The sequence below is a fragment of the Shewanella sp. BC20 genome, assembly GCF_003129585.1.
Taxonomy (GTDB): Bacteria; Pseudomonadota; Gammaproteobacteria; order Enterobacterales; family Shewanellaceae; genus Shewanella; species Shewanella seohaensis.
Genome location: NZ_NHRI01000004.1, coordinates 26,979 through 51,868 on the forward strand (window position 1 = coordinate 26,979; position 24,890 = coordinate 51,868).

Sequence of the window (24,890 nt, forward strand, 5' to 3'; positions counted from 1 at the left end):
TACGTTAAAACCCGCCGGGACGGAGCGCCGTAGGCGCTCTGAAACTCGTATCTTCAGGTAGCTTGGGTATATACGCGTGCTTGTAATGTCGTTTAAGTTGAGGTCGCTTAACGGCATCTTGGTTGAGCCTTGTTTGCTCGGCACCAGAGCAGTAGTTGTGTATGCAGCTGCTGCTCTTTTTTATTCAGGCTCTCTTATCCCAAGTTTTTATCCCATCATAGCCTGCCACAATAAACGTATCGCCAGCAGTGTCAGCACCCAATTAAAGGCGACGCTGAAATGTTTATCCGTCACCCGCGCTAACATCTTAAAGCCAAGCCAGGTTCCCAAGGCGCCGCTTAAAATCATGCAGAGTAGCAGCGGCCACCACGGCAGGATAGGAATATCCAGCCCCTCAAAAACGAGAATTTTGACGCCATGTTGCAGTGACATCGCCATCGCAAAGGTCGCGACAGTGCGAAAACGGTCAACGTCTAATTGTTTGATAAAGGCAGCTACTAAGGGACCTGTCGCGCCGACAAATAACGAGATAAAGGTTGTTAACGCACCAGCGATTATCGTCCCGGCTGTTCCCAGCACCACACGGGGGATTTTCGGTCCCCAGCAGGAATACAAAATAAACAGGGCGATGGTGAGGTACATGACCTTTGGCGGCAATGCGACTAACACTAAGCTCCCCAAGGCGGCGCCAACGAGCGCGCCAGGTAAGAAACGACTGATAAGCCACCACTGCACATGCTGCCAACCTAATAGGGCGCGGCCCAGATTCGAGCCTAATTGCACCACGCCATGGAGGGGAATAATTACTTGAGGCGGAAGGACTTGCGCCATCACGCCTAATAACATTACGCCACCACCAATCCCGAAGCAGGCGGTAAAAAATGCAGTAAAGGCCGAGGCTAAGGTTAACAGCGTGAATATATCGATAGGGATCAGCGTAAAGTCGAACCAGGCGGTATGCATAGTCAATATTCAAGGAAGAAAAGAAATATAAACTAGCAAAGCATGGACTCAGACAAAAGCAATTTGATAAATAAGCATTAGAAATATCGAGTAAAGATCTTGTTATTTGCCTGATATAAAAAGAAAAAGCTAATCCATAGGATTAGCTTTTTCGGTTTAAACAACGGTGGTCAATTAGAAGGAGTAACGAACGCCCAGAGCAAAAGTACGAGTGAAGATATTGTTCGTACGGTTGAATAGGGTCGAATCCTCATAGTATTCCTGATATACATCGTCCAGCAGGTTAGTCGCATCGAAGCTCACGACTAAGTCATCGCTGATGTTGTAGCTTAATTGGAAGTCCAATGACTGCTCCGGCTTACGATAGATACCGCGAGGCATGGCAAAGTTAGGAGCATCATAGGCGTTTAAGAACTCACTACGCCAGGTATAAGACATACGCGCGCTGAAGAAATCTTTGTCGTAAATCAACACGGCACTATAAGACTCATCGGATACCCCAAACATATCACGGGTCGTAACACCAATTCGCTCACCCGTCCCTGTGTTATATTCAGGAATATCCTGCGACGAATCCAGCAGTGTCGCACTAAGCTGAGCGCCTAAACCGTCTAACAAACTAGGTAATCCTTCGGGGAAGTACACTGCACCTAACTCGAATCCGGTTAACTTACCGTTAGAAGTGTTACCAGGACGACTTAGAATATAGGTTTCATCTACTCCATCGCCATCATAGTCGTAGAGCGTGGTCGATAGAGAGTTGTATACTAAACCTTCAATATCGCGGCGGAAATAAGTACCGTAAATCGAATTGCCATTCCCAAAATAGTACTCGAGGGTGAAGTCATAGTTTTTAGAGGTCACAGGCTCTAAATCAGGATTACCACCACTGGCAGAACCATAATTCGTCTTAGATAAGTCAGGTACGTAATAGGTGAAAGAGTTCAGATCCGCAAAGGCGGGTTGACGAATGGTTTCGGTATAGGCGAAACGCGCAACAAAATCATCCGTTAACCAGTAACGCATCACTAAACTAGGTAACAATTTTGAGCTGTCAGTGGTGTCGCTGCTAATGGCGGTATAAACATTGCCATTAGCGTCTTTGGCATCATTGTCAAAGAAGTCCATATCCGCTTTCGAGCCTTCGTAGCGAACACCCATTTGACCATCTAAACGCTTACCAAAGACTTCAGTATCAAAGTCGGCCATCAGGTAGCCAGCCCAAGCTTGTTCAGAGATATCAAAGGTTTTCATGAGTTGTAGCTTTCTGGCTTCGAAGCCCCAAAGCTTTTCAAACTCACTGCGGTTTTTGTATAGGTTATAACCATTGATTACTGCCCATGAGTCAGGCACATTCGCGCGGCCTTCAAAGAAGCCCGATGTCACCATATACATGGAAGGATCGAGATCTGCATAGGCAATTTTCTTAGCGCTACTGACAGTGCGGCTGAAGTTAGTAGCGCCACGTTTTTCATAACGAGCGCCAAATTGCACTTTAGTGAAAATGGCATAATCCACATACACGCTGCCATCCATTGTCCAAGACAAGGAGTCTCCTTCATCTTTACTACCATTATCAAAGAAATCCGCTGTTTGCCATAGATCTGGATTTGTCATGTCTGACTCATCGAGTACGGTATCGGGATTATCTAAATAACTCCAGCTTGGGATACCATCGTCAGCATTAGCATCAATCTCGACACCATAAACCGTGGCATCACCGCGCATTGCTGTAAATTCATTCTCATAGGTACTCTGTTGATAAACCACTTCCGACTTTAATTGGAACTCGTCGGTAATGTCCCATTTACCCCCTAAGGCGAAGACATAGCTATCTGTGCTGGCTTTAGAGTGATCGCCACTGGTGAAGTTGTAGGCATTGTATGCGGTGCGCGATTTCACCACATTGGTGCCATCGTACACTTCAATCCCATCCTGGATCACTTGCTGCCAGTTCGCAGGAGAATCAACAAAACTAAACAACATTGAGTTAAAACTTTCGTTGCGATAACCATTGTAGAAGGCTTCGAAAGTGTATTCAGAGCTATCATTTGGCGCCCATTGTAATGAGATATTAAACGCAGGACGTTCACGCTCGCCCTCGAGAATGTTGCCAAACATCGCATCGCGAGCCAGTAAATATTCTTTGCCATCGATGGTGGCGCCAGCGCTGGTATCGATACCATGGGCAGAACCCACGTTCCAACCACTGGTAATGCGAGTACCATCTTCAACAAAGTAGGGGAAGGATGCACCAGGTGACACACTTTCATCTTTATAGTTAGTACGGATATAAGACACGTTAACTAATGCGCCCACTTCACCAATACTGGTATCCCAACGATTACTTGCTAATGCACTGAAGTTAGGGTCGATAGTATCGGGTTGGTCTGAATAGATGCCTTTAGCAGCAACAGAGACTTTACTGTCTTCAAAATCGAAAGGCTTATGGGTGCGGATATCAATTTGACCCGCAATACCGCTGGCCACTTGAGAAGAAGAACGAGTTTTAAAGACTTCAACACTGCCAAGCAGTGCGGCGGGAATATCGGCGATAGCAACTGAGCGGCCCGTTGCGGTGAAGATTTGGCGGCCGTTCACTGTGGTCGTCACATCCGTTAAACCACGAATACTGACAACATTCGCCTCACCAGACGCGCGGTCAGTCACTTGAACACCGGTTACCCGTTGTAAGGCTTCAACCACGTTATTATCTGGGAATTTGCCAATATCTTCGGCAACGATGGCATCGACAACTTGAATGTTTTGACGTTTAAGTTCTACCGCTTTATTTAAACTACCGCGGATCCCCTGAACCTGTATGATCTCCATCTCTTCATTATTATTTTGCGCTTTGCCGCCAGAAGAGGGCTGAGCCGTTTCTTCCGCCTGAGGCGATTGTGTCGCTTCAGCTTCTGCCGCATACGTCGCTTGACTAGCAAGAGCAAGCAGAATAGCACTTGCCAAATAAGTCTGTTTAAACATCTAGTTAATCTCCGGTAGTTTTATTATTTGACCCGGTAGCCTAAGACACCATCTGACGTCCCGGTCTTTTTTATTCCACTTCAGAGTCACGGACATCCCCACAGTGTCCCTGAAAATTTAGAATTTTGTAGCCTATTTTGTAGCGTATAGTGCGCCGCGTTAAGTCAATTACGCTCCAACGGGCGAGGTTAAGAATTTATCATAACTGTTAAAATCATATTGTATGACTATTTACATGTCAACTCACTGTTTGACGCAATAGGAAAGCAAGATCACATTTCGTTAAAATGCGTAAAATGGGATGAATCACATTTATCCATATGAAATAAAATGAATTAATTGAAAATAATGATGGTTTAGTGGTGAAAACACGACCTGAATTGAATAGGCACAACAGACCCAGCAAGCTGACCTTAACGTCAAATGTTTTGCAAAATCTCACAAATCTCTGTCACAAGATATTTACTTCTATCCCCATAATGCTAATGTAACTTTAGTGTTACAGTAGTATTGTATTACTTTTACATTTGATACATTGATACACGCTAACCTAATTATCAAACACAACAATAAAAGGAACGACGCTCATGGTGCTTAAACGCTCATTCGTGTCAGCAAGCTTGATCATGGCACTAGCCTCCTGTGGTGGGGACGACAGCAGCTACAGTGCTAACGACACAAATACCTTTACCCCTCCAGCCCCGGTGACATCGGCAGATCCAACAATTGTAGGTGAGGTGAGCTACAAAAATGCCGTAGTTCATGATCCTTCCATCATTAAAGATACCGATGGCACTTATTATGTTTTCGGCTCACATTTGGCGGTGGCCAGTTCTACCGACTTGATGAACTGGACGCAAATTGCCTCGGATGGTGCAGCAAAGAGCAGCCTGTTTAATACCTATGAGTCAGAAATCGCGGAAGGCACAGCATGGACGGGCGGCTTTGTTGGTTCGTGGGCACCGGATGTGATAAAGCTTGCCGACGGTAAGTACCATTTCTATTACGACTTCTGTGGCGGCCCCGATAAGATTGATTGCGTATCGCGCTCCTATTTGGGGATGGCCACCTCGGACAATATTCTCGGTCCCTATGTTAACCAAGGCTTGATCTTAAAGTCTGGACAGGTTGGAGCCGAAAACCCCGGTGCCAATGGTCAAAACTACAATGGTTTTGTCGACCCTAACGCTATCGATCCAGCCGTGTTTTACGATAAAGCTGGCGGTCTGTGGATGACCTATGGTTCCTATTCCGGCGGGATCTGGGTGATGCAGTTAGATCCAGCAACGGGTAAACCGTTAGCGGATCAGGGCTATGGCACTAAGATCATGGGCGGCAATTACAGTGCGATTGAAGGGTCTTATGTTATCTATAGCCCTGAATCCGAATACTATTATATGTTTACCTCCTTTGGTGGCTTCGCCCAAAAAGACGGTTACAACATTCGTATCTCTCGCTCTAAAAATCCTAACGGTCCCTATGTGGATGCTGCGGGTCTGGACATGATTGGCGCAACAGCAGCAGGCAATATCGCCGACTATGGCGTTAAACTGATGGGCGGTTTCCAATTTGTGGCCCACCCTGGCGATGTGGGTCATGATCACGGTTACCTGTCACCCGGCCACAACTCCGCTTTTTATGATGCACAAACGGGCAAATACTTCTTAGTATTCCATACGCGCTTCCCCGATACCGGCGAAGGTCACAGCGTGCGCGTGCATGAGCTATTTCTCAACAGCGATGGTTGGTTAGTTGCCTCACCACAGCGTTATGCACCGATCAACGGCGATAACATTGTCGATGAAATCGATGTTACTGGTGATTATCAATTCATTAATCACGCAAAAGATATCAATACGGCGGCGCACACCTCCCTGCACATTAAGTTATCCCGTACTTGGACCAATAAAGGCAGTGTTTCTGGCGATGTGACTGGTACATACCAACAGGGCGATGACAACCAAATCACCTTAATGCTAGACAATTTAGGCACTTTTGAAGGCGTACTCGCTTGGCAATGGGATCCTGAGCAAAACAAACTCATGCCGACATTTAGCGCCATTTCTAATGATGGGGTGAGTATTTGGGGCGTGAAGCTCACCGATAAAACCACTGAGGAAATTTTAACGGCATCGGCAAACGGCATTAGCCTGCCGACCGAAGCTACCGAAGGTAAAATCGCCTTACCGACACAAGGTACCCGTGGATCAACTATCGAGTGGCAATCGAGCGACGAGTCAGTGATCCGTGCCGATGGCACCATTATCCGACCCAACGTAGGCGAGGGCGATAAGGTCGTCACCTTAACTGCGACGATCATGGTCAATGGTAAGAAGGTGACTAAAACCTTCCAAATCACCGTATTTGCCCGTAAAACCTATAACCGTATTGCCCAGTACAGCTTCGAGAATAACCTCAAGGATTCCTTAGGCTTATTTGCTGATGGTCAACCCACTGGCGATAGGATCTACAAAGCAGGTGATGCCATTGGCTACGCCACCGGCTTTGAAGGACAAGCCCTATCATTAGATGGTGCCCACGGGGTGTTACTGCCATCGGGCATTATCTCCAGCTACGAGTACACAGTGTCTTTCTGGGCAAGTCCTGCGGTTATCACAGGATTTACCACGGCATTCTTCGGCGCAGTTAACGAGCAAACCGCTGAAGATGGTAGCAAGTTCTCCAATACTTGGGTCAGCTTGCTGCCACAGGGCTGGGACGGCAATACCATGTTCTGGAGTCATAATATCGATACCAGCGGCAGCTCAGTGCTGGAGACCTGGTTTGATGGTGTAACCGGTGAGCGCATCGCTGAAAACACTTGGTCACATCTAGCGTTCTCCGTCAATAAAGGGCTCGTTAAAGTCTTTATCAACGGGGTTGAGCGCTTTAGCAGCGGTAACCTTGCCAACTACTATACGGGTGCACAGGGTATTTTCGTTCTTGGTGTTAACTACTGGGATCTGCCATACAGCGGCCTTATCGATGAGCTGAAGGTATATGAAGCAGCATTAACGGCTGAAGAAGTCAAAGCCCTCGATATCGACAAGTTAGCCGACAGTGAACTCTTGTCCTCAGCAACGGCCATTCTGGAGCTAGGCGACTTATCTGCGGTGCGTGAAAACATCGAACTGCCAGTAACGGGTCCTTATGCTTCGGCAATTACTTGGGTCTCTTCCGATCCAACCATTATCGATACCCGCGGCACAGTCAATCAGCCTGGCCGTGAGGAAACCGATAAGGTGGTGACCCTAACGGCAACCTTAAAACTCGGTCAAGCGACGCAGACGAAAGTCTTCACCGCCACCGTTAAGTCTAAGGCGCCGCCAACACTGGTCGCAGTCTATAGCTTTGAAGACAATCTTAACGACAGTACCGCTAACTTCGGCGCGGGCACTGTAGTGGGTAACCTGATTGGCGTTGAAGGCGGTAAAATCAGCTATGTGGATGGCGCGGTAGGCAAGGCGGCGGTCTTTGATGGTGCCTCTGGTATTATATTGCCGAATAACCTTATCAAAGACTACACCTATTCAGTGTCAATGTGGCTCAACCCTGAGCAGCTGAATAAGTACACTACAGCCTTGTTTGGTTATGCGACTGATTCTAGCTGGACCAGCGTCTTACCAGGCGGTCAAAATGATTATGAGCGCATGGTGTTATGGTCAGGCACAGCATGGTACGACGGTAGAACCGGTTTTGTGATGCCAAAATCCCAATGGACGCACCTTGCGTACACTGTGAATGGCGGCGATGTGAAGGTCTATATCAATGGTGAATTGAAGTTTACCGGCGCGAACTTCCCGAACATCTTCTCAGTACCGACCACTAAGTTTGCGGTTGGGGTCAACTTCTGGGATGCACCTTTTAAAGGGGCAATCGATGAAATCAAGTTCTATGACGAAGCGATTACTGAACAAGATGTAGCTGATTTATATGGTGAATCTAATCAATAGTCAAGATTAGCTGTCTATACTGAAAGCACCCATTCGGGTGCTTTTTTATTGTTTGCGGCATGGTAATTGAATTCTGGTTATCCGTGACTAAGGAATCTAATGACTGTTTTTCGTCTATTTACGCTGACAACGCTCACCATGTTGGCCTTTGCCTGTAACTCGATACTTTGCCGACTCGCGTTAAAGGATGGCAGTATCGATGCGGGCAGCTTTACCCTGATCCGGTTGTTATCGGGTGCCATCATGCTCTGGCTATTAAGCCTCAACAAACCTGCGCTGGAGGCCAAGGGCCATTGGGGCTCAGCCTTGGCATTGTTTGTCTACGCAGCGGGATTTTCTTATGCCTATATTAATATGACGGCCTCAATGGGCGCTCTGTTACTCTTTGGTGCCGTACAAGCCACCATGATTGGCTATGGGCTGTACCGAAAAGAAATCTTTAATACCAGACAATGGCTTGGATTGGCCTGCGCCGCTGTCGGTTTGATTTTTCTGCTGTTACCTGGGCTGTCAGCGCCGCCACTAATGAGTTCATTGTTGATGATAAGCGCTGGGGTCGCTTGGGGGATTTATTCGATTAAGGGTAAGGGAGCCAAGCATCCCATTCCTGTCAGTGCAGGCAACTTTATCCGCACTGTGCCGATGGCACTGTTATTAATGTTATTATTTCGAGATCCCTTAGCAGTAAGTCAGATGGGAATTATCTATGCGTTAGCCTCGGGCGTCATCGCTTCAGGCTTAGGTTATGCGATTTGGTATTCCATTTTACCTTTATTGTCATCCACCTACGCCGCCACTGTACAGTTGAGTGTGCCGTTAATTGCCGCGGTTGGCGGGGTGCTATTGCTGGATGAACCCCTAAGCCTTCGATTACTGCTAGCCTCCTGCGCCATCCTCGGTGGCATTGCACTGGTTGTCCTCAGCAAATCTGCGCCACAAAATAAAAGCTAAATAGAAAGAAACATTTATCTTTTCCTTTTGCCCTTGCGTCTGCCAACACCTTGTTTAAGAATAAGGTCATTCTGGGTAAAAGGACGTCTTGAGTAAATCATGCAAACGGTCACGGTTGGCGATCTGTTGATGACCATCCCTGTGGGCAACCGCCTTGGTGAAGGTGTGCTGTGGGATGAGTTACACCAATCCATTTGGTGGACCGACATTTTATCCTCTGTGATTTATCGTTTTCATCTCGCGAGCCGCTCCTTAGAGACTTTCCCCATGCCGCACCGCGTCGGCTCCTTTGGCCTCACGGCAAAGCCCACAACACTTATCGTCGCATTCGATATCGGTATTGCAACTTATGATATTGAAGATCAAAGCCTGACATGGTTGGCGCAGCCAGAATCTCATTTTGCTGGCAATCGCTTTAATGATGGTCGCATCGATAGGCAAGGGCGTTTTTGGGCGGGCACTATGGTTGAGCGGCGCGATACGTTGCAACAAACCGCAGCCCTGTATTGTCTAGATGAGAAAGGTCTTTGCCACCAACACCTTACAAATCTCGAAATCTCCAACGGCCTGTGCTGGAGCGTAGATGGGCGAACGCTCTACCATGCTGATTCGCCAAAACACCAAATCTATCAATATGATTTTGATATTGAGCAGGGGTTATTGAGTCGTAAGCGCCTCTTTGCGAGCACGAGCCATCATATTTTCCCTGATGGTTCAGATGTCGATGCGGCGGGTTATCTCTGGAATGCCCAGTGGGGCGGTGGCCAGGTGGTGCGCTATCGTCCCGATGGTGAAGTCGATCTTATCCTCAAATTACCCGTTACCCACCCAACCAGCATCGCCTTTGGCGGCGAAAAGCGTGATTTACTGATAGTCACCAGTGCCAAACACTCACTTGACGCATCGCAATTAGACCAAGAGCCGCAAGCAGGCGATGTGTTTATCTACCCATTACAGGGTATTTATGGTGTAAACAGCCCTCGTTTTTGCGGGCAGCTATAAGTTTAGATCAGCGTTTTTAGCGTAAATCTTGTTATCACAGCCACACATCAATCCCTTAGCCAAAAACGATTTACCATAATTTCAGGTAAAATCACCGTTTGTTGCCCCAATCATTTACCTTAAATTGTGATCTTGCTCAAAAAGCAGCTAATCGGTATTTTCACTCATAATCTGAGCAACTGGCGCCACTTTTGTGATGCGCATCAACAATAAGATTTACGCCCATCGGAAATTGGTACAAAGTGGACAAAATGGCTAATCAAAATGTCCATATCAATAAAAGCATTTAACTCTTTTCGTTTGCGCAAACAAAGCGCATTAATCTAATGAGTGGCATTTTAAATTCTTGTATTTAGGCATTTATGCTATTGAATGCTTAATGTGACTTTGATCACCTGTCAGAAATTGTCATTATTAGTCACTTTTTTATACTCGCACCAAGAGTAGGGTTAAGTTCTCTACTCAAGCATGCAGCGTATTCGCTGCAACTTGTGAGCACATAAAAGAGAGTGTGTGAAATGACAATGAATAGACGACAGTTTTTTAAACTCTGTGCTGTAGGAGCCGCGACTTCTGCTATTTCTGCACTGGGGTTAATGTCCGAAAAGGCATTTGCATCCGTCAGAGGTTTTAAATTGCTACGCGCAAAAGAGACGCGTAACAATTGTTGCTACTGCTCTGTGGGTTGTGGTTTGTTGATGTACAGCCAAAGCAGTAATGGGAAAAATGCGGAGCAGAGCATTTTTCATATCGAGGGCGATGCCGATAATCCGATTAACCGCGGCGCCCTGTGTCCAAAAGGGGCAGGACTGGTTGACTATGTGAACAGTCCGCACCGTTTAAAATATCCCGAAGTGCGTTTACCCGGTTCGGATAAATGGCAGCGCATTAGCTGGGATGAGGCTTTTAAGCGAATCGCAAGGCTTATCAAAGACGAGCGCGATGCTAACCTGGTTGAGAAAAATGCCCAGGGTCAAACCGTTAACCGCTTAGTCAGCCTAGGGATGATGACCTCATCGGCCCAAGCAAACGAAGGCTGCTACATTACCCATAAATTTGGCCGTGCCATTGGTATGTTAGGCATAGATAACATCGCCCGTGTTTGCCACGCCCCAACACCGGCCGCAATGGCGCCCACCTTTGGCCGTGGTGCTATGACTAACCACTGGGCGGATATGAAAAATACCGATCTGGCCATAGTGATGGGCGGTAACGCTGCCGAAGCGCATCCCGTCGGCTTTGGTTGGGTGACAGAGGCGATGGAGCATAACAACGCCAAGTTGATTGTGGTCGATCCGCGCTTTAACCGCAGTGCTGCCGTCGCCGATTTATATGCGCCTATTCGTTCAGGCACTGATATTGCCTTCCTGCTCGGCATGATCCGCTACCTGCTCGAAACCCAGCAAATCAACCTTAATTATGTCAAAGCCTATACCAACGCCTCGTTTATCGTGCGGGAAGACTTTGAATTTAATGACGGTTTATTCAGTGGCTATGATGAGGCTAACCATAAATACGACCAATCCACTTGGTTCTATGAGTTAGATGAAGAGGGTTACGCAAAAGTTGACCCAAGCTTAAGCCATCCTCGCTGCGTGATTAACCTGCTGAAAAAACACGTCGATCGCTACGATCCTGACACGGTATCCAGCATCACAGGGACGCCGAAAGAAGCCTATCTTGAAGTGTGTCAGCAAATTGGGGCGACCCATGTTGACCATAAAGCTGCCACCTTCCTGTATGCCCTTGGTTGGACACAGCACAGCGTTGGCGCGCAAAACATCCGTACCATGGCGATGATCCAATTGCTGCTTGGCAATATGGGGATCATGGGCGGCGGCGTGAATGCACTGCGCGGTCACTCAAACGTACAGGGGGCGACGGACTTAGGTTTATTGTGCCAAGGATTACCTGGCTACCTTAAACTGCCACAGGATAGAGATGTTGATTTACAAAACTATTTAGCCCATTACACCCCTAAAGCCTTAAGACCAAACCAAACCAACTATTGGCACAATTACCCAGCCTTTACCGTGTCGTTGTTAAAAGCCTTCTTCGGTGAACATGCAATGGCAGAGAATGATTATGGTTATGACTGGCTGCCAAAATGGGACCAACAGTACGATATCAACAAGCAAATCGACATGATGGTTCACGGTGAGGTTAACGGCTACTTTATCCAAGGCATCAACGCGCTTAACTCCCAACCCGATAAGCAAAAAGTGTCTAAGGGCTTATCAAATTTAAAGTTTTTAGTGGTGCTCGATGCGCTCGCGAACGAAACCTCGAGTTTCTGGCGCAATGCGGGTCAATTTAACGATGTAGATACCGCCAGTATCCAAACCGAAGTCTTCCGCTTACCAACTACCTGTTTTGCTGAGGAAAGTGGTTCAATTGCTAACTCGAGCCGCTGGTTACAATGGCACTTTAAGGGCGCTAATCCTCCCGGTGAAGCCTTATCTGATCCTGCGATCCTTTCTGGCATCATGCTGGAATTAAAACGTTTATACCGTGAAGAGGGCGGCCGTTTACCTGCGCCTATCGAAGCGATTAAATGGGACTATGCGATTGAGCATGAACCCAGTTCAGAGGAAATCGCGCGGGAGATGAACGGTTATGATCTCACGACCGGTAAGCTGCTAAATGGTTTCTCCGAATTAAAAGCCGATGGCTCAACCTCATGCGGTATTTGGGTTTACTCAGGCATGTGGACCGAAGCGGGCAACTTGATGGCGCGCCGCGATAATAGCGATCCATCGGGTAAAGGCATTACCCCGAATTGGTCATTCGCTTGGCCTGCAAACCGCCGCATCTTGTACAACCGCGCATCATGCGACGTGCAAGGTAAGCCGCGCGATCCAAGCCGTGTGCTGCTCGAGTATAAGGACAACAAGTGGCAGGGCATTGATGTGCCAGATTTTAATGCCAAATTGAATGCCGAAGAATCGGCCCATCCTTTCATCATGCAAGCCGATGGCGTTGGCCACTTATTTGCGCTGCGTGACTTAAAAGATGGCCCATTCCCAGAGCATTATGAACCGTTTGAATCACCACTGGCGAGTAATCCGCTGCATCCTAAGGTCACCAATAACCCGGTGGCACGGATGTTCAAAGGCTTACGTGAAAGCTTTGGTACCAATGAAGAATTCCCCTATGTTGGCACCACTTACTCAATGACGGAACACTTCAACAACTGGACCACACATTGCCACCTTGCTGCGATTACCCAGCCACAACACTTTATCGAAATCGATGAAATCTTGGCGGCGGAAAAGGGCATCAATAACGGTGATTGGGTCAAGGTGAGTTCTAAACGCTCGCATATTGTCACTAAGGCCTATGTCACTAAACGACTCCAACCCATGATGGTTCAGGGCAAAAAAGTTCACACCATAGGTATTCCACGCCATGGCAGTTATGAGGCTTTGACGCAGAAGAGTTATATCGTCAACGAGCTAACTTCATCTGTGGGCGATGCCAATACCCAAACCCCTGAATATAAAGCATTCCTTGTGAATATTGCCAAAGCGGAGGGCTTCTAATTATGGCTTCTCAAGATATTATCCGCATCTCAGGCACCACGGATATCACCCCAGCGTCCCAGGCGCGCATTGGTGCGGTCCAGCAGGTGACTAAGCTGTTTGATGCGACTAAATGTACCGGCTGTAAAGCGTGTCAGGTTGCCTGCTCCGAATGGAATGACCTTCGTGAAGATGTCGGCACTTTCCAAGGCAGTTACCAGAACCCAATGACACTGTCTCCGGAGAGCTGGAACATAATGCAGTATCACGAAGTGATGGATAACAATAAGTTGCGTTGGCAATTTACCCACACTGCCTGTATGCACTGCGCCGATCCAGCCTGCTTAAAAGCTTGTTCAACCAGCGGCGCGATTGTGCAACATGCTAATGGCACAGTGGATTTTGACTCGAACAAATGTATTGGCTGCGGCTATTGCGCCAGTGCCTGTCCTTTCAATGTGCCTAAGATCAGCGCCAAAGATAACAAAGCCTATAAGTGCACCCTGTGCTCCGATAGGCTCGCCGTTGGCCTCGAGCCTTCCTGCGTTAAAACCTGCACCGTGGGAGCGCTGCGTTTTGGCACCCGTGAAGACATGTTGTTCTATGCCGAAAAACGCGTCGAGCAGTTAAAGGAACGCGGTTTTACCAAGGCGGGACTCTATAACCCCGAAGGGGTTGGTGGTACGCATATGATGATGATCCTCCACGACATCACGCAACCCGAAAGCTATGGTATGCCCAAGGATCCGCAAATCCCCGCCGCCACCGAGTGGCGTCAAGATTGGCTTAAACCTTTGGGCACCGCAGGCTTGCTCGCAACGGCGGCGTTCGCCCTGATGCACCGCATTGCAGTAGGGCGCAACATCGTCGAGGAAGATCAGCCAGGTTACATTGATGCCGGAGTCAAAGAGGAGGAAAAGCTATGAATCATAAAGAAATGATTGTCCGTCATAAGCTCGTAGATCGCCTGTGCCACTGGACCATAGTCTTTGTTGGCCTAGTGACCTTTCTAACGGGATTCTCGTTTTTTTATCCCTCGTTCCAGTGGCTCAGTGGCATTGTTGGCACACCACAGCTGGCAAAAGTGATGCATCCATTCTTCGGGATCGCCATGTGTCTGCTGCTGGCGGTGATGTTGATCCGCTACTACCAGCACAATAAGTGGAATAAATACGATTTGCCCTGGATGAAAGCCGTGGTGTGGGTGTTGCTGCAGAAAGAAGAGAACATTCCGCCCGTGGGCCATTACAACCCAGGTCAGAAAATGTTATTCCGCGCCTTTGTTGTTTTTGTGCTGGCGTTTCTGATCAGCGGCATCATGATGTGGCAGCCATATTTTGCGCCCATGTTCTCGGCAGAAGCCGTCAATTGGGCCACCTTAGTCCACTCGGCCTGCGGCGTGTTAATGCTGCTCTCCCTCGTGGTGCATGTGTGGATGGCCTGCTGGATTGAAGGCTCTATCACTGGGATGCTCTACGGCAAAGTCTCTAAGGCTTGGGCCCGTAAGCACCATCCAGCCATGTTAGAAGAACACGAGGAAAAATAGCAATGAAGATGGCCAGCGATATCCCGTTAAGTTTTGTTGATAAATCTCCCTTAACATTGAAACCGCTAAAAGCGGCAGATCCTGAGAAAGTTTATCAACATAGAGCACGTCGTTTAGCCCAATTAGCGCAGGATTCTCCGCTGGCGGATTATCTTAAGCTTTGCCAAATCCTTGTGTCGGCGCAGCAAAAACTGGCTGCAACGGAAATGGGCCCAGCGCCAAAGATTGACCCTGAGGTCCAATTTCCGCTGTCAGTGAGTCAAACTGCTAAGGCCCAAGCTTGGTTACAGCCATTGCAAGCACTGCTGACAGAATTGGTATCTCAAGTACCTGCGCATTTAGTGCCTGTGATACAAGAGCTACAACAGCAGTCACCAGCTCAATTGCTAGAGTGGGGCAATCAACTAAGGCAAGGGCAGTTTAGTGCCGTACCCGCACAGTTCAGCTTATTTATCTGGGCGGGTTTGTCACTGTATTGGTCCCATTGGGCGCCCATGGTGATTGCACGTATGGATGTCAATCGGGTTAAGCAATCCAGCTTATGCCCTGTGTGCGGCAGTCATCCGGTCGCCAGCATGATTGTCGATAAACCCCGCGAAGGGCTGCGTTATCTGCATTGCAGTCTGTGCGAAACTGAGTGGCATTATGTGCGTGCCCATTGTACTTGCTGCGAACAATCTCGGGAGATGTCCATTTGGTCCTTTGACGATCATAAAGCCAACGTGCGAATTGAGAGCTGTGAGACGTGTAAGGGATACACTAAGATGTTGTTTACCAACCGTTTGCCATTGTTGGATGCGGCTGCCGATGATATCGCAACGCTGGGATTGGATGCCGAGCTCAATGCAAAGGGCTATGGTGCGACAACGGTAAATCCGCTGTTACTTGCACATGAGGCCTAACCAATAAAAAAGGATTGAATAAACAAGGCCATGGATGGCCTTTGCTAAACATGTTCCATTCGGTCACCACTTAAGTTGTGACCGAATGGTCATTGACTGTGATATCAAACTCACTCACTGATAAAGTCAGAGTGGGGCGGTTATCAGGCTTTTTGGCATACGCTGTATCAATTCGAATGCCCTTTCGCATTATCTCTAACACAGCACGACCCCTTCACTTTATAGCCAAAGCATTATTAGGCCTTAATGGTTATAAAAACCATGTGGAATGCCTAGATGAAACAATATTGGATTTTTCGAAGCTGAGTTTAAACTGCTTTATTTATAATTACTTAGCTAAATATAGTGGTTTTATTGTGTCAAGATTACACTCGGCATTAAAAAGTTTTTATCCACAAAGCGAACCAAGCAGCTTCAATCATTCCATAAGAATACTTAAGTCACTCATACCCGTTTGTCTGAACCTAGAAACCCAGCGGCAAACAACGATGGCGCTATGCATCTTGAACTCTAATGCGACTGGGATAGCGAGTGTGGAATTGAAATCATCATTCAAGCCAACAGACTTCTTTGTGTGGTTAGGTTTAACAGCATTGAATCGTAATGCTCTGGGAATTTGGATAATTTAGGCGCATTGCACAACAGGCATTTTGCTCAAAGACGATTCAACTGATGGTAGATTGCGGGGATCTGCATATTGTGAGTTTTACACCAAAAATAGGCGTGACTAAACAACGCGATTTAGCGAGGTAACTCAACGCACTCATTAATAGCGCATGAAGCGAGTCCACCCGAACTTATCGTTAAATCATCAATCCTTGTAATCACAATCCTTTAGTCACATTCGTGCGCTACGTGAAATCTGCACAACTTGAGGGCAATCCTAGCCAAATATTCACGTAGAAACGCCTTTAAATAAATTCATTAAACGCATCCTTAACCCTGATGCCGTCAGTGACTAGTGAGAGGGATTAATGAAACTCAGTCATTTACATAGGGAAAGGTAATCAACCATATCCACCCACATTCCATTTAACATAATATACATTGTGCGCAGCCTTGTGTGAGAGGGATTTGGGATGCCAGCGCGGTACTAGTCAATCCCTCGTAAATGGTCTAATGGCTTATTAAAGGCGCTTTCATGTCTTTCTATTTGTGTGGTATGCAAATATTTCGATGTGGTGTCGATACTCTCATGACCCGCATCGGCTTGTACGTGTGACAACGGTCGACGATTGATGTTGATATCATGGGTGATCCCCGTGTGCCGAATGTTATGTGCGGTGAGTTTTCGCATTTGCTCGGCATCCTGATTAAAGCCATCGGTTTGAGCATTATCCGCCGCGAGATTGATAATGGTTTGGATGTCTTCACGAATTTGCCTGATCCCAAGATTGGCATTTACAAGACCCGCGTCGCGGCCACGACCGGCGGCGCGATGGCGAACAAACAAAGGATGATGTTCGCCTTGGCTTGGAAAATCTGACAGCCCCAAAAATTGCCTGTATTTAACCAAACCATCGAGTAACGCCTTAGAAATCGCCACGCTACGTTTTTTACCACCTTTACTGAGTGGAATGTGAAAACTCCAAATACCAGTCTGTGGATTTTGCCTAAATTGCCCCATCACGGGCGAATAGCCGACCCGAGCCGAAACATCTGAAATACGCAAATAACAGGAATAAATCAATGAAATCAAAAACAAACTACGTTGGTGTAATTCAGGCGTCGTTTCTGCCAGCTGAGTCACAGTGCTCATCACATAGGACCACTGTAATTCTGTGAAAGCCAAGCTGTTTTCATCTTCATCAGTTTGTCTTTGATACTGCTTGTTTTGCGCAAAACGACTGTGATTCAACCAAATTTGCGCGGGATTACGCTCGCAAAACTCCTCACTCATTAAATAGCTATAAAACGAGGATAAAATAGCAATCTTGGTCTTTAAGGCGTTATCGCTCAACACATAAGGCTGTACTTGCCCAAGGGTTTTCTTGCCGACAAATGGCCGCCAAAGGCTGTTAGGCACTCGCTCATCCCGCAATTTATCGAGTTTAAACTGTGGCACGTTAAAGTAACCGATTAGCGTTATTGGTGGCGCCAAGCAATAATCCACATAGCGACTCATATCCTTACGTAACACCTGTGTGGGCGACATTTTCGCGACATCAAAACACCAATGTAGGAACGTTGTTACTTCACTCCGATAGGCTTTATAGTTGTTTTCACTGTGTTTTTGCTCGAATAACCAATCAGTTGCGTGTTCCATTACTAAACCCGCATCAGGTACATCTGCAAGGCTGACTTGTGTGATGTATTGATTCACCACACTGTTGCCGTCTTGTATGAATTGAATTGAATCAAATAATGGCAATACTGGAGGAAGCTGCATATTAACTTTAAAATTTAATGGTTTATTGCATGATAATACTTAAATGCAAATGCCGATAACGTTATTTATCGGCATTAACCAAAAACTCAATTTGTGGACAGCTCGTTTGCGTACATTGCTGGCAACCGATGCGTTTTTGGCAGCAAATCAGACAAAGCTGCCAGACTTTACGTTTTGATTGACTATCGAGACAAGAAAAGTCCGCCGCACATAACGTGCCTTCGCGAATAAGCTGCGCGAGTTTCTCCTCTGATATGGATAGATTGATCCGTTCAGCCATATAAATCCCCTGCGATTAATCCTGTGTCGATAATACTAAAATGAGAATAGTTATCAACAAGGTTAATGTAATTATGCTAACTCCCCCCACTATCTTAATTATTTTCAACTGATCTGATTGGCTTCTACTACACTCTAACTGTGTGCTGCTCCTTTACGTGTTGAGGTACCGGATGGTGATTGATCTTACAAACAAAAAGCCGTTGTTCTCCACTAAGAAAACCACTGAAACCTCTACCTCTGGGGCCCCCTGGAAGATCCTTGTTGTCGATGATGAGCCCGATGTCCATACCGTGACTAAACTCGCCCTTTCCCGTTTTCGCCTCGATGGCCGTGCCCTCACCTTTATTAATGCCTACAGTGGCGAACAGGCAAAGGAGCTGCTCGCCCAAGAACAAGACATTGCCGTTGCTTTTATCGATGTGGTGATGGAAAGCGACCATGCGGGACTCGAGCTGGTTAAATGGATCCGCGAAGTGCAAGTGAACAAAAATATTCGACTCATTCTCCGTACTGGCCAGCCCGGACAAGCCCCCGAAGAGGATGTCATAGTCAATTACGATATCAATGATTACAAAGCTAAATCTGAACTCGATTCCCGTAAACTCATGACCAGCGTCTACTCTGCCCTTCGCTCCTATCGCGACATTATGGAAATCGAGCAAGCAAGACGAGCGCAAGTTAATCATCGTAAGGGCTTAGAGCGGGTGCTTGAAGCCACCTCGGGTCTCTTTGAACTCAGAACCTTACATCGATTTGCCGATGGCCTACTCACCCAAGTCGCGACTCTGCTCAATCTTGATACCGAAACCTTGCTGCTGACCTGCAATGCGATGGATGCGATTAGTGGCCATGTGGATACGGCTGAAATTGAAATCCTCGCCGGTACAGGGCAGTTTGCCAATAGTCCTTCACATAAAGAACTCCCTGAGCATATTGCCACGCTGTTGCGTAGCGCCTTAATGCAAAAACGCTGCTTATACGAAGACAATTGTTTTATCGGCTATTTTCCGACAAAGAGCGGCCTTATTAACCTGCTCTATATGGATGGCATTGATAAAATTGATGATTTGGATAAAAAGCTAGTCGATATTTTTGCGATAAACGTCGGGGTTGCGTTTGAGAATCTCCTCTTGAATCAAGAGGTGGAAGATACTCAATCAGAACTGATCCTGCGTTTGGGCGATGTGGTCGAGAGTCGTTCTAAAGAAGCCGCCAATCATGTTAAACGCATGGCGGAATATTGTGCCCAACTGGCGTTACTGGCGGGGTTAACCGAGACCGAAGCCGACTTATTGCGCCGCGCCTCTCCAATGCACGATATAGGTAAAATCGCGATCCCCGATGCGGTATTACTTAAACCTGGCAAATTAGATGACCAAGAATGGTCTGTAATGCGTCAGCACCCCAGCATTGGATACCAGATCCTCGCCAATTCCGAGCGGCCAATTTTAAAAGCAGCGGCGATTATCGCCCTACAACACCATGAAAAATATGACGGCTCAGGCTATCCAAGCAACTTAAAACAAGATCAAATTCACATTTTTGCCCGCATCGTTGCTATCGCAGATGTGTTCGACGCCCTATCACACGCAAGATGCTACAAAGCTGCCTGGCCATTAGAGGATGTTATTGTCGAAATGCGTAAAGGTGCAGGTAAACATTTTGACCCAGATTTGCTCGAACTCTTTATCAATAACATCGATATCTTTGTTCGAGTCAAAGATAACTGGAAGGATCATGACGAGTCATTAAAATAACCTTAAAAATCAGTATTAACTGAATGGTAAATAGCTGTATCTGCAATTTTTTCAGCAAAAACTCACGAAATAAGGTTTTATTTGCCTCAATCGTTCCAATCAACTCGGATTATCGGCCAGAAAGTCAAAAACGACGGCTTGTTGAACACCATTTCGGTTAAAACTGATAAATCCTCGCCAGACCATGTATCCACTGCTGCAAGCGCCGTAAATCATCTGCCCTTCATAGGTGGTTTTATTCACTTCACGAAGATTAACAGGTATAACCCCCATAAACATGTCTCTGCCTTCTAAACGGATCTGAAGGTTTTCGATAGTATCGGATGATAATAGCTTCAATGTTAATGGTTTTTCGCTCGGTGCATGCGCTGGTGTTAGACTAATGCTCAGCTCTAAATCGCCAATGCGTTTAATACAATCCCCCTGTGTAAAGGCACAAAGTGTCGGGTCAGCGGGCATTGTTTTTATCTGTTGCGTGGTCTTTTCATTGCAAGCTGTGAGATTCATCATAACTAGCATGAGATAGAGTGGGAGAAGTTTGCGAATAAGCACAAAAATTAACCTTGTGATGCAAGATGTTAACATTCTATGGCGTAGGTTGATCTAGATCAACTTTCCAGCCCCCTTCTTTGGTATCTTTTTTGACATGGCTCAAGTATCATTGCGAAACCTCATATTTGAGCACAAATGTGTAGGGTAACGCATTGACATGGCTTCACAACCCTAATAGGGAAGTGGATTTTGTGTCATATATAACAGGTAAAGCTTGTCTTTACTAAAAGTAAAAGTAATAAGCAGTGGAAGCATTATGATGAACCATTCCCAGCCAACAGGCGCTGATTACAATTACACCATTGTCCGCCAATTTGCCTTAACCACAGTTTTGTGGGGTATTGTTGGTATGTCAGTCGGTGTATTAATTGCGGCTCAGTTAATCTGGCCACATCTGAACTTTGATACTCCTTGGTTTACGTATAGTCGCTTGCGACCATTACATACCAATGCGGTAATCTTCGCGTTCGGAACATCAGCCCTCTTTGCAACATCCTATTATGTCGTACAACGCACCTGTCAAACCCGACTATTTGCACCTAAATTAGCTGCATTTACGTTTTGGGGATGGCAAGCCATCATTCTGTCAGCAGCCATCACTCTGCCAATGGGTTACACCAGCGGTAAAGAATATGCTGAATTAGAATGGCCAATCGATATTGCCATCACCATCGTTTGGGTATCCTATGCAATAGTGTTCTTCGGCACTATTATCAAACGAACAACATCGCATATTTACGTAGCGAACTGGTTCTTTGGTGCATTTATCATTACGGTTGCCGTGCTTCACATCGTGAACTCAATGGCCGTTCCTGTTAGCTTGTTCAAGTCATACTCTATGTACAGTGGCGCGGTCGATGCCATGGTGCAATGGTGGTATGGTCACAATGCGGTAGGCTTCCTGTTAACCGCAGGCTTCTTAGGTATGATGTACTACTTCGTTCCTAAGCAAGCGGGTCGTCCTGTTTACTCATATCGTCTGTCGATTGTGCACTTCTGGGCACTGATCGCACTGTACATTTGGGCAGGTCCTCACCACTTACACTACACTGCCCTGCCAGACTGGACTCAGTCTTTAGGTATGGTGATGTCACTGATCCTGTTCGCACCATCTTGGGGTGGTATGATCAACGGTATCATGACCTTATCTGGCGCATGGCACAAACTGCGTACTGACCCAGTACTGCGTTTCTTAGTGGTTTCTCTGTCTTTCTACGGTATGTCGACCTTCGAAGGTCCGATGATGGCCATCAAGACAGTTAACGCTTTATCTCACTACACAGACTGGACTGTCGGTCACGTTCACTCAGGCGCGCTAGGCTGGGTTGCAATGGTGTCTATCGGTTCTCTGTATCACTTGATCCCAGTACTGTTCGGCCATGGCCGTATGTACAGTATCAAGTTAGTTAACGTGCATTTCTGGTTAGCAACTATCGGTACTGTACTTTACATCGTGTCTATGTGGATTTCTGGTGTAATGCAAGGTCTGATGTGGCGTGCAGTTAACGCTGATGGTACTTTGACTTATAGCTTTGTTGAAAGTCTGGAAGCTTCTTATCCTTTCTACTTCGTACGTTTCCTCGGCGGTTGTTTCTTCTTAACCGGTATGCTGATCATGGCATACAACGTGATCCGTACTGTGAAAGCCTCTAAAGATTCATTGCCAGCACTGGCTGAAGCAAAAGCGGCTTAAGGAGCAAACTCGATGAAATTTAATCATGAGATAGTTGAAAAAAACATCGGTTTGTTAGCGATCTTCACTGTTATCGCTATCAGCTTCGGTAGCTTGGTAGAAATCACGCCGTTGATTTTCCAAAAAGATACCACTGAGCCTGTTGAAGGTTTGAAACCCTACACTGCCCTGCAACTCGAAGGTCGTGACATCTATGTGCGTGAAGGTTGCTACAACTGCCACAGCCAGATGATCCGTCCTTTACGTGCAGAGACTGAACGTTACGGTCACTACTCTGTTGCCGGTGAGTCTGTTTGGGATCACCCATTCCAATGGGGTTCTAAGCGTACTGGTCCAGACTTGGCTCGTGTTGGCGGTCGCTACAGCGATAAATGGCATGAAGTTCACTTAATCGATCCTCGTGCAGTGGTCCCTCAATCGAATATGCCAGGCTTCCCATGGCTTGCCGAAAACAAGTTAGACGGCAAGTTAACCGGCGACAAGATGACTATTCTGCGTAACATGCACAAAGGCGGTTACAAAGGTAATGATCTTTACACCGATGAAGAAATCGCAGGCGCTCAGAAAGCTGTTGAAGGTAAGACAGAGCTGGAAGCCTTGATTGCATATCTTCAGTCTTTGGGTCACGCACTCAAATAAGGAGGCAATATATGGATTACGGCACATTACAAGGTATTTTAACCATCATTGTGATGCTGACCTTCGTCGGTATATTTGCTTGGGCATATAGCTCGCGTCGTCAAAAATCCTTTGATGAAGCAGCCAATCTTGTGTTTTCCGATGAGGAAATCAGCAAGGAATCGAAGGACTCAGGAGAGAATAAGTGATGAGTAGCTTCTGGAGTATTTGGATTAGCGTACTCTCGTTAATTGTGATCGCAGGATGTTTTCTGTTGCTGCGTGTGTGTTCAAAGAACACCACGGATGTAAAAGAAGGCGAATCTATGGGTCACAGTTTCGATGGTATCGAAGAACTCAATAACCCACTGCCAAAATGGTGGAGTTATATGTTCTATATCACTATCGTGTTTGGCCTGGTTTACTTAGCCCTCTTCCCAGGTTTAGGTAACTACAAAGGTCTACTGAACTGGACCAGCTCTAACCAGAGCATTGGTACAGAGAAAGGTATTAAAGCCGATTCTGCAGCAGCGGTTGAGCTGGCTGCAAAAGAAGGCATGTACGTTCAGTATGATCAAGAAGTTAAACATGCTAACGAAAAATATGGCCCAATCTTCGCGGCTTACTTGGCTACACCACTCGAAGAGTTAGTGAAAAACCAAGAAGCGTTGAAAGTGGGCGGTCGTTTGTTCCTACAAAACTGCGCGCAGTGCCATGGCTCTGACGCACGTGGTAGCAAAGGCTTCCCTAACCTGACCGACAGTGATTGGTTATACGGTGGCGATTTAGCGACCATTAAGACCACTATCATGAACGGTCGTCATGGCATGATGCCACCAAAAGGTGGTTTGCCAATCGACGATAGCGAAATTGCTGGTCTGGCCGAGTACGTAGTTAAGTTATCTGGCCGTGAGCACGACGAGAAACTCGCCGCTCAGGGTCAAGGGTCATTTATGAAGGGTTGTTTTGCGTGTCACGGTATGGACGCAAAAGGCAACAAACTCATGGGCGCACCTAACTTAACTGACGATGTTTGGTTATATGGCGGTAGCCGCGGCATGATCGAAGAAACGATCAAGCACGGCCGCGCAGGCGTAATGCCAGCATGGAAAGACGTTCTCGGTGAAGAGAAAGTCCACGTGATCGCAGCTTATGTTTATAGCTTGTCAAACAAGTAATTAGATGTGAGTAACGCTAAGGCCTCGATAACGTCGAGGCCTTTTTTTTAAAGTGCTAAAGCCACCTTTTAACGGTAAAATGGCGCAAATTTTTATTATGGGTATTTAACATGAGCGAACAACAACCCTGGTATAAGCAGTTTTGGCCTTGGTTTTTAATTATTCTTCCTTTGTGTGCCGTCGTCGCAAGTTTTACCACGCTAAAAATTGCCCTCTCTAACTCTGACTCTCTAGTCGCCGAGGATTATTACAAAGAAGGCAAAGCCATCAACATGGACTTGAGTAAAGTCAAATATGCCAAGCAACTTGGCATGCAATGGCAACTCGAACAAAATCACCACGAAGTACTCTTCACCCAACACGGTGGACCAGCCTATCAAGCCGCGTTAAAAGTCGAATTTTATCACCCAACGATTGCCGAAAAAGACATCAAGATGACGGTAACGGCCGATGCTAACCATGTGTATCGCATTACTCTGCCCGATGTATTAACGGGTGCTTGGGAAGTCCGCCTCGAAGGTTTTGACGGTAAATGGCGTATTCATCAACGTGTCGAACTCAAAGACAACGTCCAATTGTGGTTGAACTAATTGTGGTTG

18 protein-coding genes are annotated in these 24,890 nt (G+C 46.7%); 13 read left to right on the plus strand and 5 right to left on the minus strand.

Translation table 11 applies throughout. The annotated features are described in order from the left end of the window. Positions 1 to 207: 207 nt before the first annotated feature. Together CBX96_RS05850 and CBX96_RS05855 are read right to left on the minus strand one after the other, a co-directional pair. A complete protein-coding gene (locus CBX96_RS05850) occupies positions 208 to 963 on the minus strand; it encodes a sulfite exporter TauE/SafE family protein (RefSeq protein WP_011626160.1) in 756 nt (251 codons plus the stop codon). 174 nt (positions 964 to 1,137) lie between these two features. After that, complete coding sequence (locus CBX96_RS05855; RefSeq protein ID WP_109286056.1) at positions 1,138 to 3,948, minus strand: TonB-dependent receptor; 2,811 nt, start codon at positions 3,946 to 3,948, stop codon at positions 1,138 to 1,140. A 587-nt stretch (positions 3,949 to 4,535) separates the two neighbouring features. Between CBX96_RS05855 and CBX96_RS05860 the strand changes: the two genes are divergently transcribed. The 7 genes from CBX96_RS05860 to fdhE all read left to right on the plus strand — a co-directional run bounded on the left by CBX96_RS05860 (position 4,536) and on the right by fdhE (position 15,823). Then, positions 4,536 to 7,901 carry a LamG-like jellyroll fold domain-containing protein gene (locus CBX96_RS05860; RefSeq protein WP_109286057.1) on the plus strand — a complete coding sequence of 1,122 codons (3,366 nt, stop codon included), beginning with the start codon at positions 4,536 to 4,538 and terminating at the stop codon, positions 7,899 to 7,901. Positions 7,902 to 8,000: 99 nt separating this feature from the next. Then, on the plus strand, positions 8,001 to 8,852 hold the full coding sequence (locus CBX96_RS05865) for a DMT family transporter (RefSeq protein ID WP_109286058.1): 852 nt from the start codon (positions 8,001 to 8,003) through the stop codon (positions 8,850 to 8,852). Between the two features lie 99 nt (positions 8,853 to 8,951). Then, positions 8,952 to 9,854 (plus strand): SMP-30/gluconolactonase/LRE family protein, encoded by a 903-nt coding sequence (locus CBX96_RS05870; protein ID WP_109286059.1) that lies wholly within the window; start codon positions 8,952 to 8,954, stop codon positions 9,852 to 9,854. Positions 9,855 to 10,378: 524 nt separating this feature from the next. Continuing rightward, complete coding sequence (fdnG, locus tag CBX96_RS05875) at positions 10,379 to 13,396, plus strand: formate dehydrogenase-N subunit alpha (protein WP_109286060.1); 3,018 nt, start codon at positions 10,379 to 10,381, stop codon at positions 13,394 to 13,396. A 2-nt stretch (positions 13,397 to 13,398) separates the two neighbouring features. Further along, a complete protein-coding gene (fdxH, locus tag CBX96_RS05880) occupies positions 13,399 to 14,301 on the plus strand; it encodes a formate dehydrogenase subunit beta (protein WP_037418575.1) in 903 nt (300 codons plus the stop codon). Continuing rightward, a complete protein-coding gene (locus tag CBX96_RS05885; protein WP_109286061.1) occupies positions 14,298 to 14,921 on the plus strand; it encodes a formate dehydrogenase subunit gamma in 624 nt (207 codons plus the stop codon). Before fdxH ends, CBX96_RS05885 begins: the two co-directional genes overlap by 4 nt. A 2-nt stretch (positions 14,922 to 14,923) precedes the next feature. After that, positions 14,924 to 15,823, plus strand: a complete 900-nt coding sequence (fdhE, locus tag CBX96_RS05890; RefSeq protein ID WP_109286062.1) for a formate dehydrogenase accessory protein FdhE — start codon at positions 14,924 to 14,926, stop codon at positions 15,821 to 15,823. A gap of 1,093 nt (positions 15,824 to 16,916) precedes the next feature. On the opposite strand, the gene CBX96_RS05895 is transcribed toward fdhE, so the two are convergent. Both CBX96_RS05895 and CBX96_RS05900 read right to left on the minus strand, forming a co-directional pair. Beyond that, entirely contained in the window at positions 16,917 to 18,212 is a 1,296-nt protein-coding gene (locus CBX96_RS05895) for a site-specific integrase (protein WP_109286063.1), read from the minus strand. A gap of 61 nt (positions 18,213 to 18,273) precedes the next feature. Beyond that, positions 18,274 to 18,492, minus strand: a complete 219-nt coding sequence (locus CBX96_RS05900) for a hypothetical protein (protein WP_089067768.1) — start codon at positions 18,490 to 18,492, stop codon at positions 18,274 to 18,276. A gap of 172 nt (positions 18,493 to 18,664) precedes the next feature. On the opposite strand from CBX96_RS05900, the gene CBX96_RS05905 reads away from it, so the two are divergent. Then, the gene (locus CBX96_RS05905) at positions 18,665 to 20,251 is read left to right on the plus strand and encodes a DUF3369 domain-containing protein (RefSeq protein ID WP_109286064.1); all 1,587 of its coding nucleotides are present in this window, start codon (positions 18,665 to 18,667) and stop codon (positions 20,249 to 20,251) included. Between the two features lie 99 nt (positions 20,252 to 20,350). Here CBX96_RS05905 and CBX96_RS05910 read toward each other — a convergent pair whose 3' ends face one another. Then, the gene (locus CBX96_RS05910; RefSeq protein WP_109286065.1) at positions 20,351 to 20,836 is read right to left on the minus strand and encodes a hypothetical protein; all 486 of its coding nucleotides are present in this window, start codon (positions 20,834 to 20,836) and stop codon (positions 20,351 to 20,353) included. A 223-nt stretch (positions 20,837 to 21,059) separates the two neighbouring features. Between CBX96_RS05910 and ccoN the strand changes: the two genes are divergently transcribed. From ccoN to CBX96_RS05935, 5 genes are all read left to right on the plus strand, one after another. Next, positions 21,060 to 22,496 carry a cytochrome-c oxidase, cbb3-type subunit I gene (gene ccoN / locus CBX96_RS05915; RefSeq protein ID WP_011072351.1) on the plus strand — a complete coding sequence of 479 codons (1,437 nt, stop codon included), beginning with the start codon at positions 21,060 to 21,062 and terminating at the stop codon, positions 22,494 to 22,496. Positions 22,497 to 22,508: 12 nt separating this feature from the next. Beyond that, positions 22,509 to 23,135, plus strand: coding sequence for a cytochrome-c oxidase, cbb3-type subunit II (ccoO, locus tag CBX96_RS05920; protein WP_011622772.1), 627 nt, complete (start codon positions 22,509 to 22,511; stop codon positions 23,133 to 23,135). A gap of 11 nt (positions 23,136 to 23,146) precedes the next feature. Continuing rightward, positions 23,147 to 23,323 carry a CcoQ/FixQ family Cbb3-type cytochrome c oxidase assembly chaperone gene (locus tag CBX96_RS05925; RefSeq protein ID WP_011072349.1) on the plus strand — a complete coding sequence of 59 codons (177 nt, stop codon included), beginning with the start codon at positions 23,147 to 23,149 and terminating at the stop codon, positions 23,321 to 23,323. Continuing rightward, positions 23,323 to 24,291: a cytochrome-c oxidase, cbb3-type subunit III gene (gene ccoP / locus CBX96_RS05930; RefSeq protein ID WP_011622773.1), complete on the plus strand. Its 969-nt coding sequence runs from the start codon at positions 23,323 to 23,325 to the stop codon at positions 24,289 to 24,291. The genes CBX96_RS05925 and ccoP overlap by 1 nt, the downstream gene beginning before the upstream one ends. Before the next feature lie 110 nt (positions 24,292 to 24,401). Next, positions 24,402 to 24,881, plus strand: a complete 480-nt coding sequence (locus tag CBX96_RS05935) for a FixH family protein (protein ID WP_011622774.1) — start codon at positions 24,402 to 24,404, stop codon at positions 24,879 to 24,881. Positions 24,882 to 24,890: the final 9 nt, after the last annotated feature.

What these genes read in the sequence shown, in the direction of transcription:
- CBX96_RS05925 (WP_011072349.1), top strand. Translation starts at nt 23,147, where the DNA reads ATGGATTACGGCACATTACAAGGTATTTTAACCATCATTGTGATGCTG.
- CBX96_RS05900 (WP_089067768.1), bottom strand. Translation starts at nt 18,492, where the DNA reads ATGGCTGAACGGATCAATCTATCCATATCAGAGGAGAAACTCGCGCAG.
- CBX96_RS05910 (WP_109286065.1), bottom strand. Translation starts at nt 20,836, where the DNA reads ATGTTAACATCTTGCATCACAAGGTTAATTTTTGTGCTTATTCGCAAA.
- CBX96_RS05870 (WP_109286059.1), top strand. Translation starts at nt 8,952, where the DNA reads ATGCAAACGGTCACGGTTGGCGATCTGTTGATGACCATCCCTGTGGGC.
- CBX96_RS05885 (WP_109286061.1), top strand. Translation starts at nt 14,298, where the DNA reads ATGAATCATAAAGAAATGATTGTCCGTCATAAGCTCGTAGATCGCCTG.
- CBX96_RS05905 (WP_109286064.1), top strand. Translation starts at nt 18,665, where the DNA reads ATGGTGATTGATCTTACAAACAAAAAGCCGTTGTTCTCCACTAAGAAA.
- CBX96_RS05860 (WP_109286057.1), top strand. Translation starts at nt 4,536, where the DNA reads ATGGTGCTTAAACGCTCATTCGTGTCAGCAAGCTTGATCATGGCACTA.
- CBX96_RS05895 (WP_109286063.1), bottom strand. Translation starts at nt 18,212, where the DNA reads ATGCAGCTTCCTCCAGTATTGCCATTATTTGATTCAATTCAATTCATA.
- fdxH (WP_037418575.1), top strand. Translation starts at nt 13,399, where the DNA reads ATGGCTTCTCAAGATATTATCCGCATCTCAGGCACCACGGATATCACC.
- fdnG (WP_109286060.1), top strand. Translation starts at nt 10,379, where the DNA reads ATGAATAGACGACAGTTTTTTAAACTCTGTGCTGTAGGAGCCGCGACT.
- CBX96_RS05850 (WP_011626160.1), bottom strand. Translation starts at nt 963, where the DNA reads ATGCATACCGCCTGGTTCGACTTTACGCTGATCCCTATCGATATATTC.
- CBX96_RS05935 (WP_011622774.1), top strand. Translation starts at nt 24,402, where the DNA reads ATGAGCGAACAACAACCCTGGTATAAGCAGTTTTGGCCTTGGTTTTTA.
- fdhE (WP_109286062.1), top strand. Translation starts at nt 14,924, where the DNA reads ATGAAGATGGCCAGCGATATCCCGTTAAGTTTTGTTGATAAATCTCCC.
- ccoO (WP_011622772.1), top strand. Translation starts at nt 22,509, where the DNA reads ATGAAATTTAATCATGAGATAGTTGAAAAAAACATCGGTTTGTTAGCG.
- ccoN (WP_011072351.1), top strand. Translation starts at nt 21,060, where the DNA reads ATGATGAACCATTCCCAGCCAACAGGCGCTGATTACAATTACACCATT.
- ccoP (WP_011622773.1), top strand. Translation starts at nt 23,323, where the DNA reads ATGAGTAGCTTCTGGAGTATTTGGATTAGCGTACTCTCGTTAATTGTG.
- CBX96_RS05865 (WP_109286058.1), top strand. Translation starts at nt 8,001, where the DNA reads ATGACTGTTTTTCGTCTATTTACGCTGACAACGCTCACCATGTTGGCC.
- CBX96_RS05855 (WP_109286056.1), bottom strand. Translation starts at nt 3,948, where the DNA reads ATGTTTAAACAGACTTATTTGGCAAGTGCTATTCTGCTTGCTCTTGCT.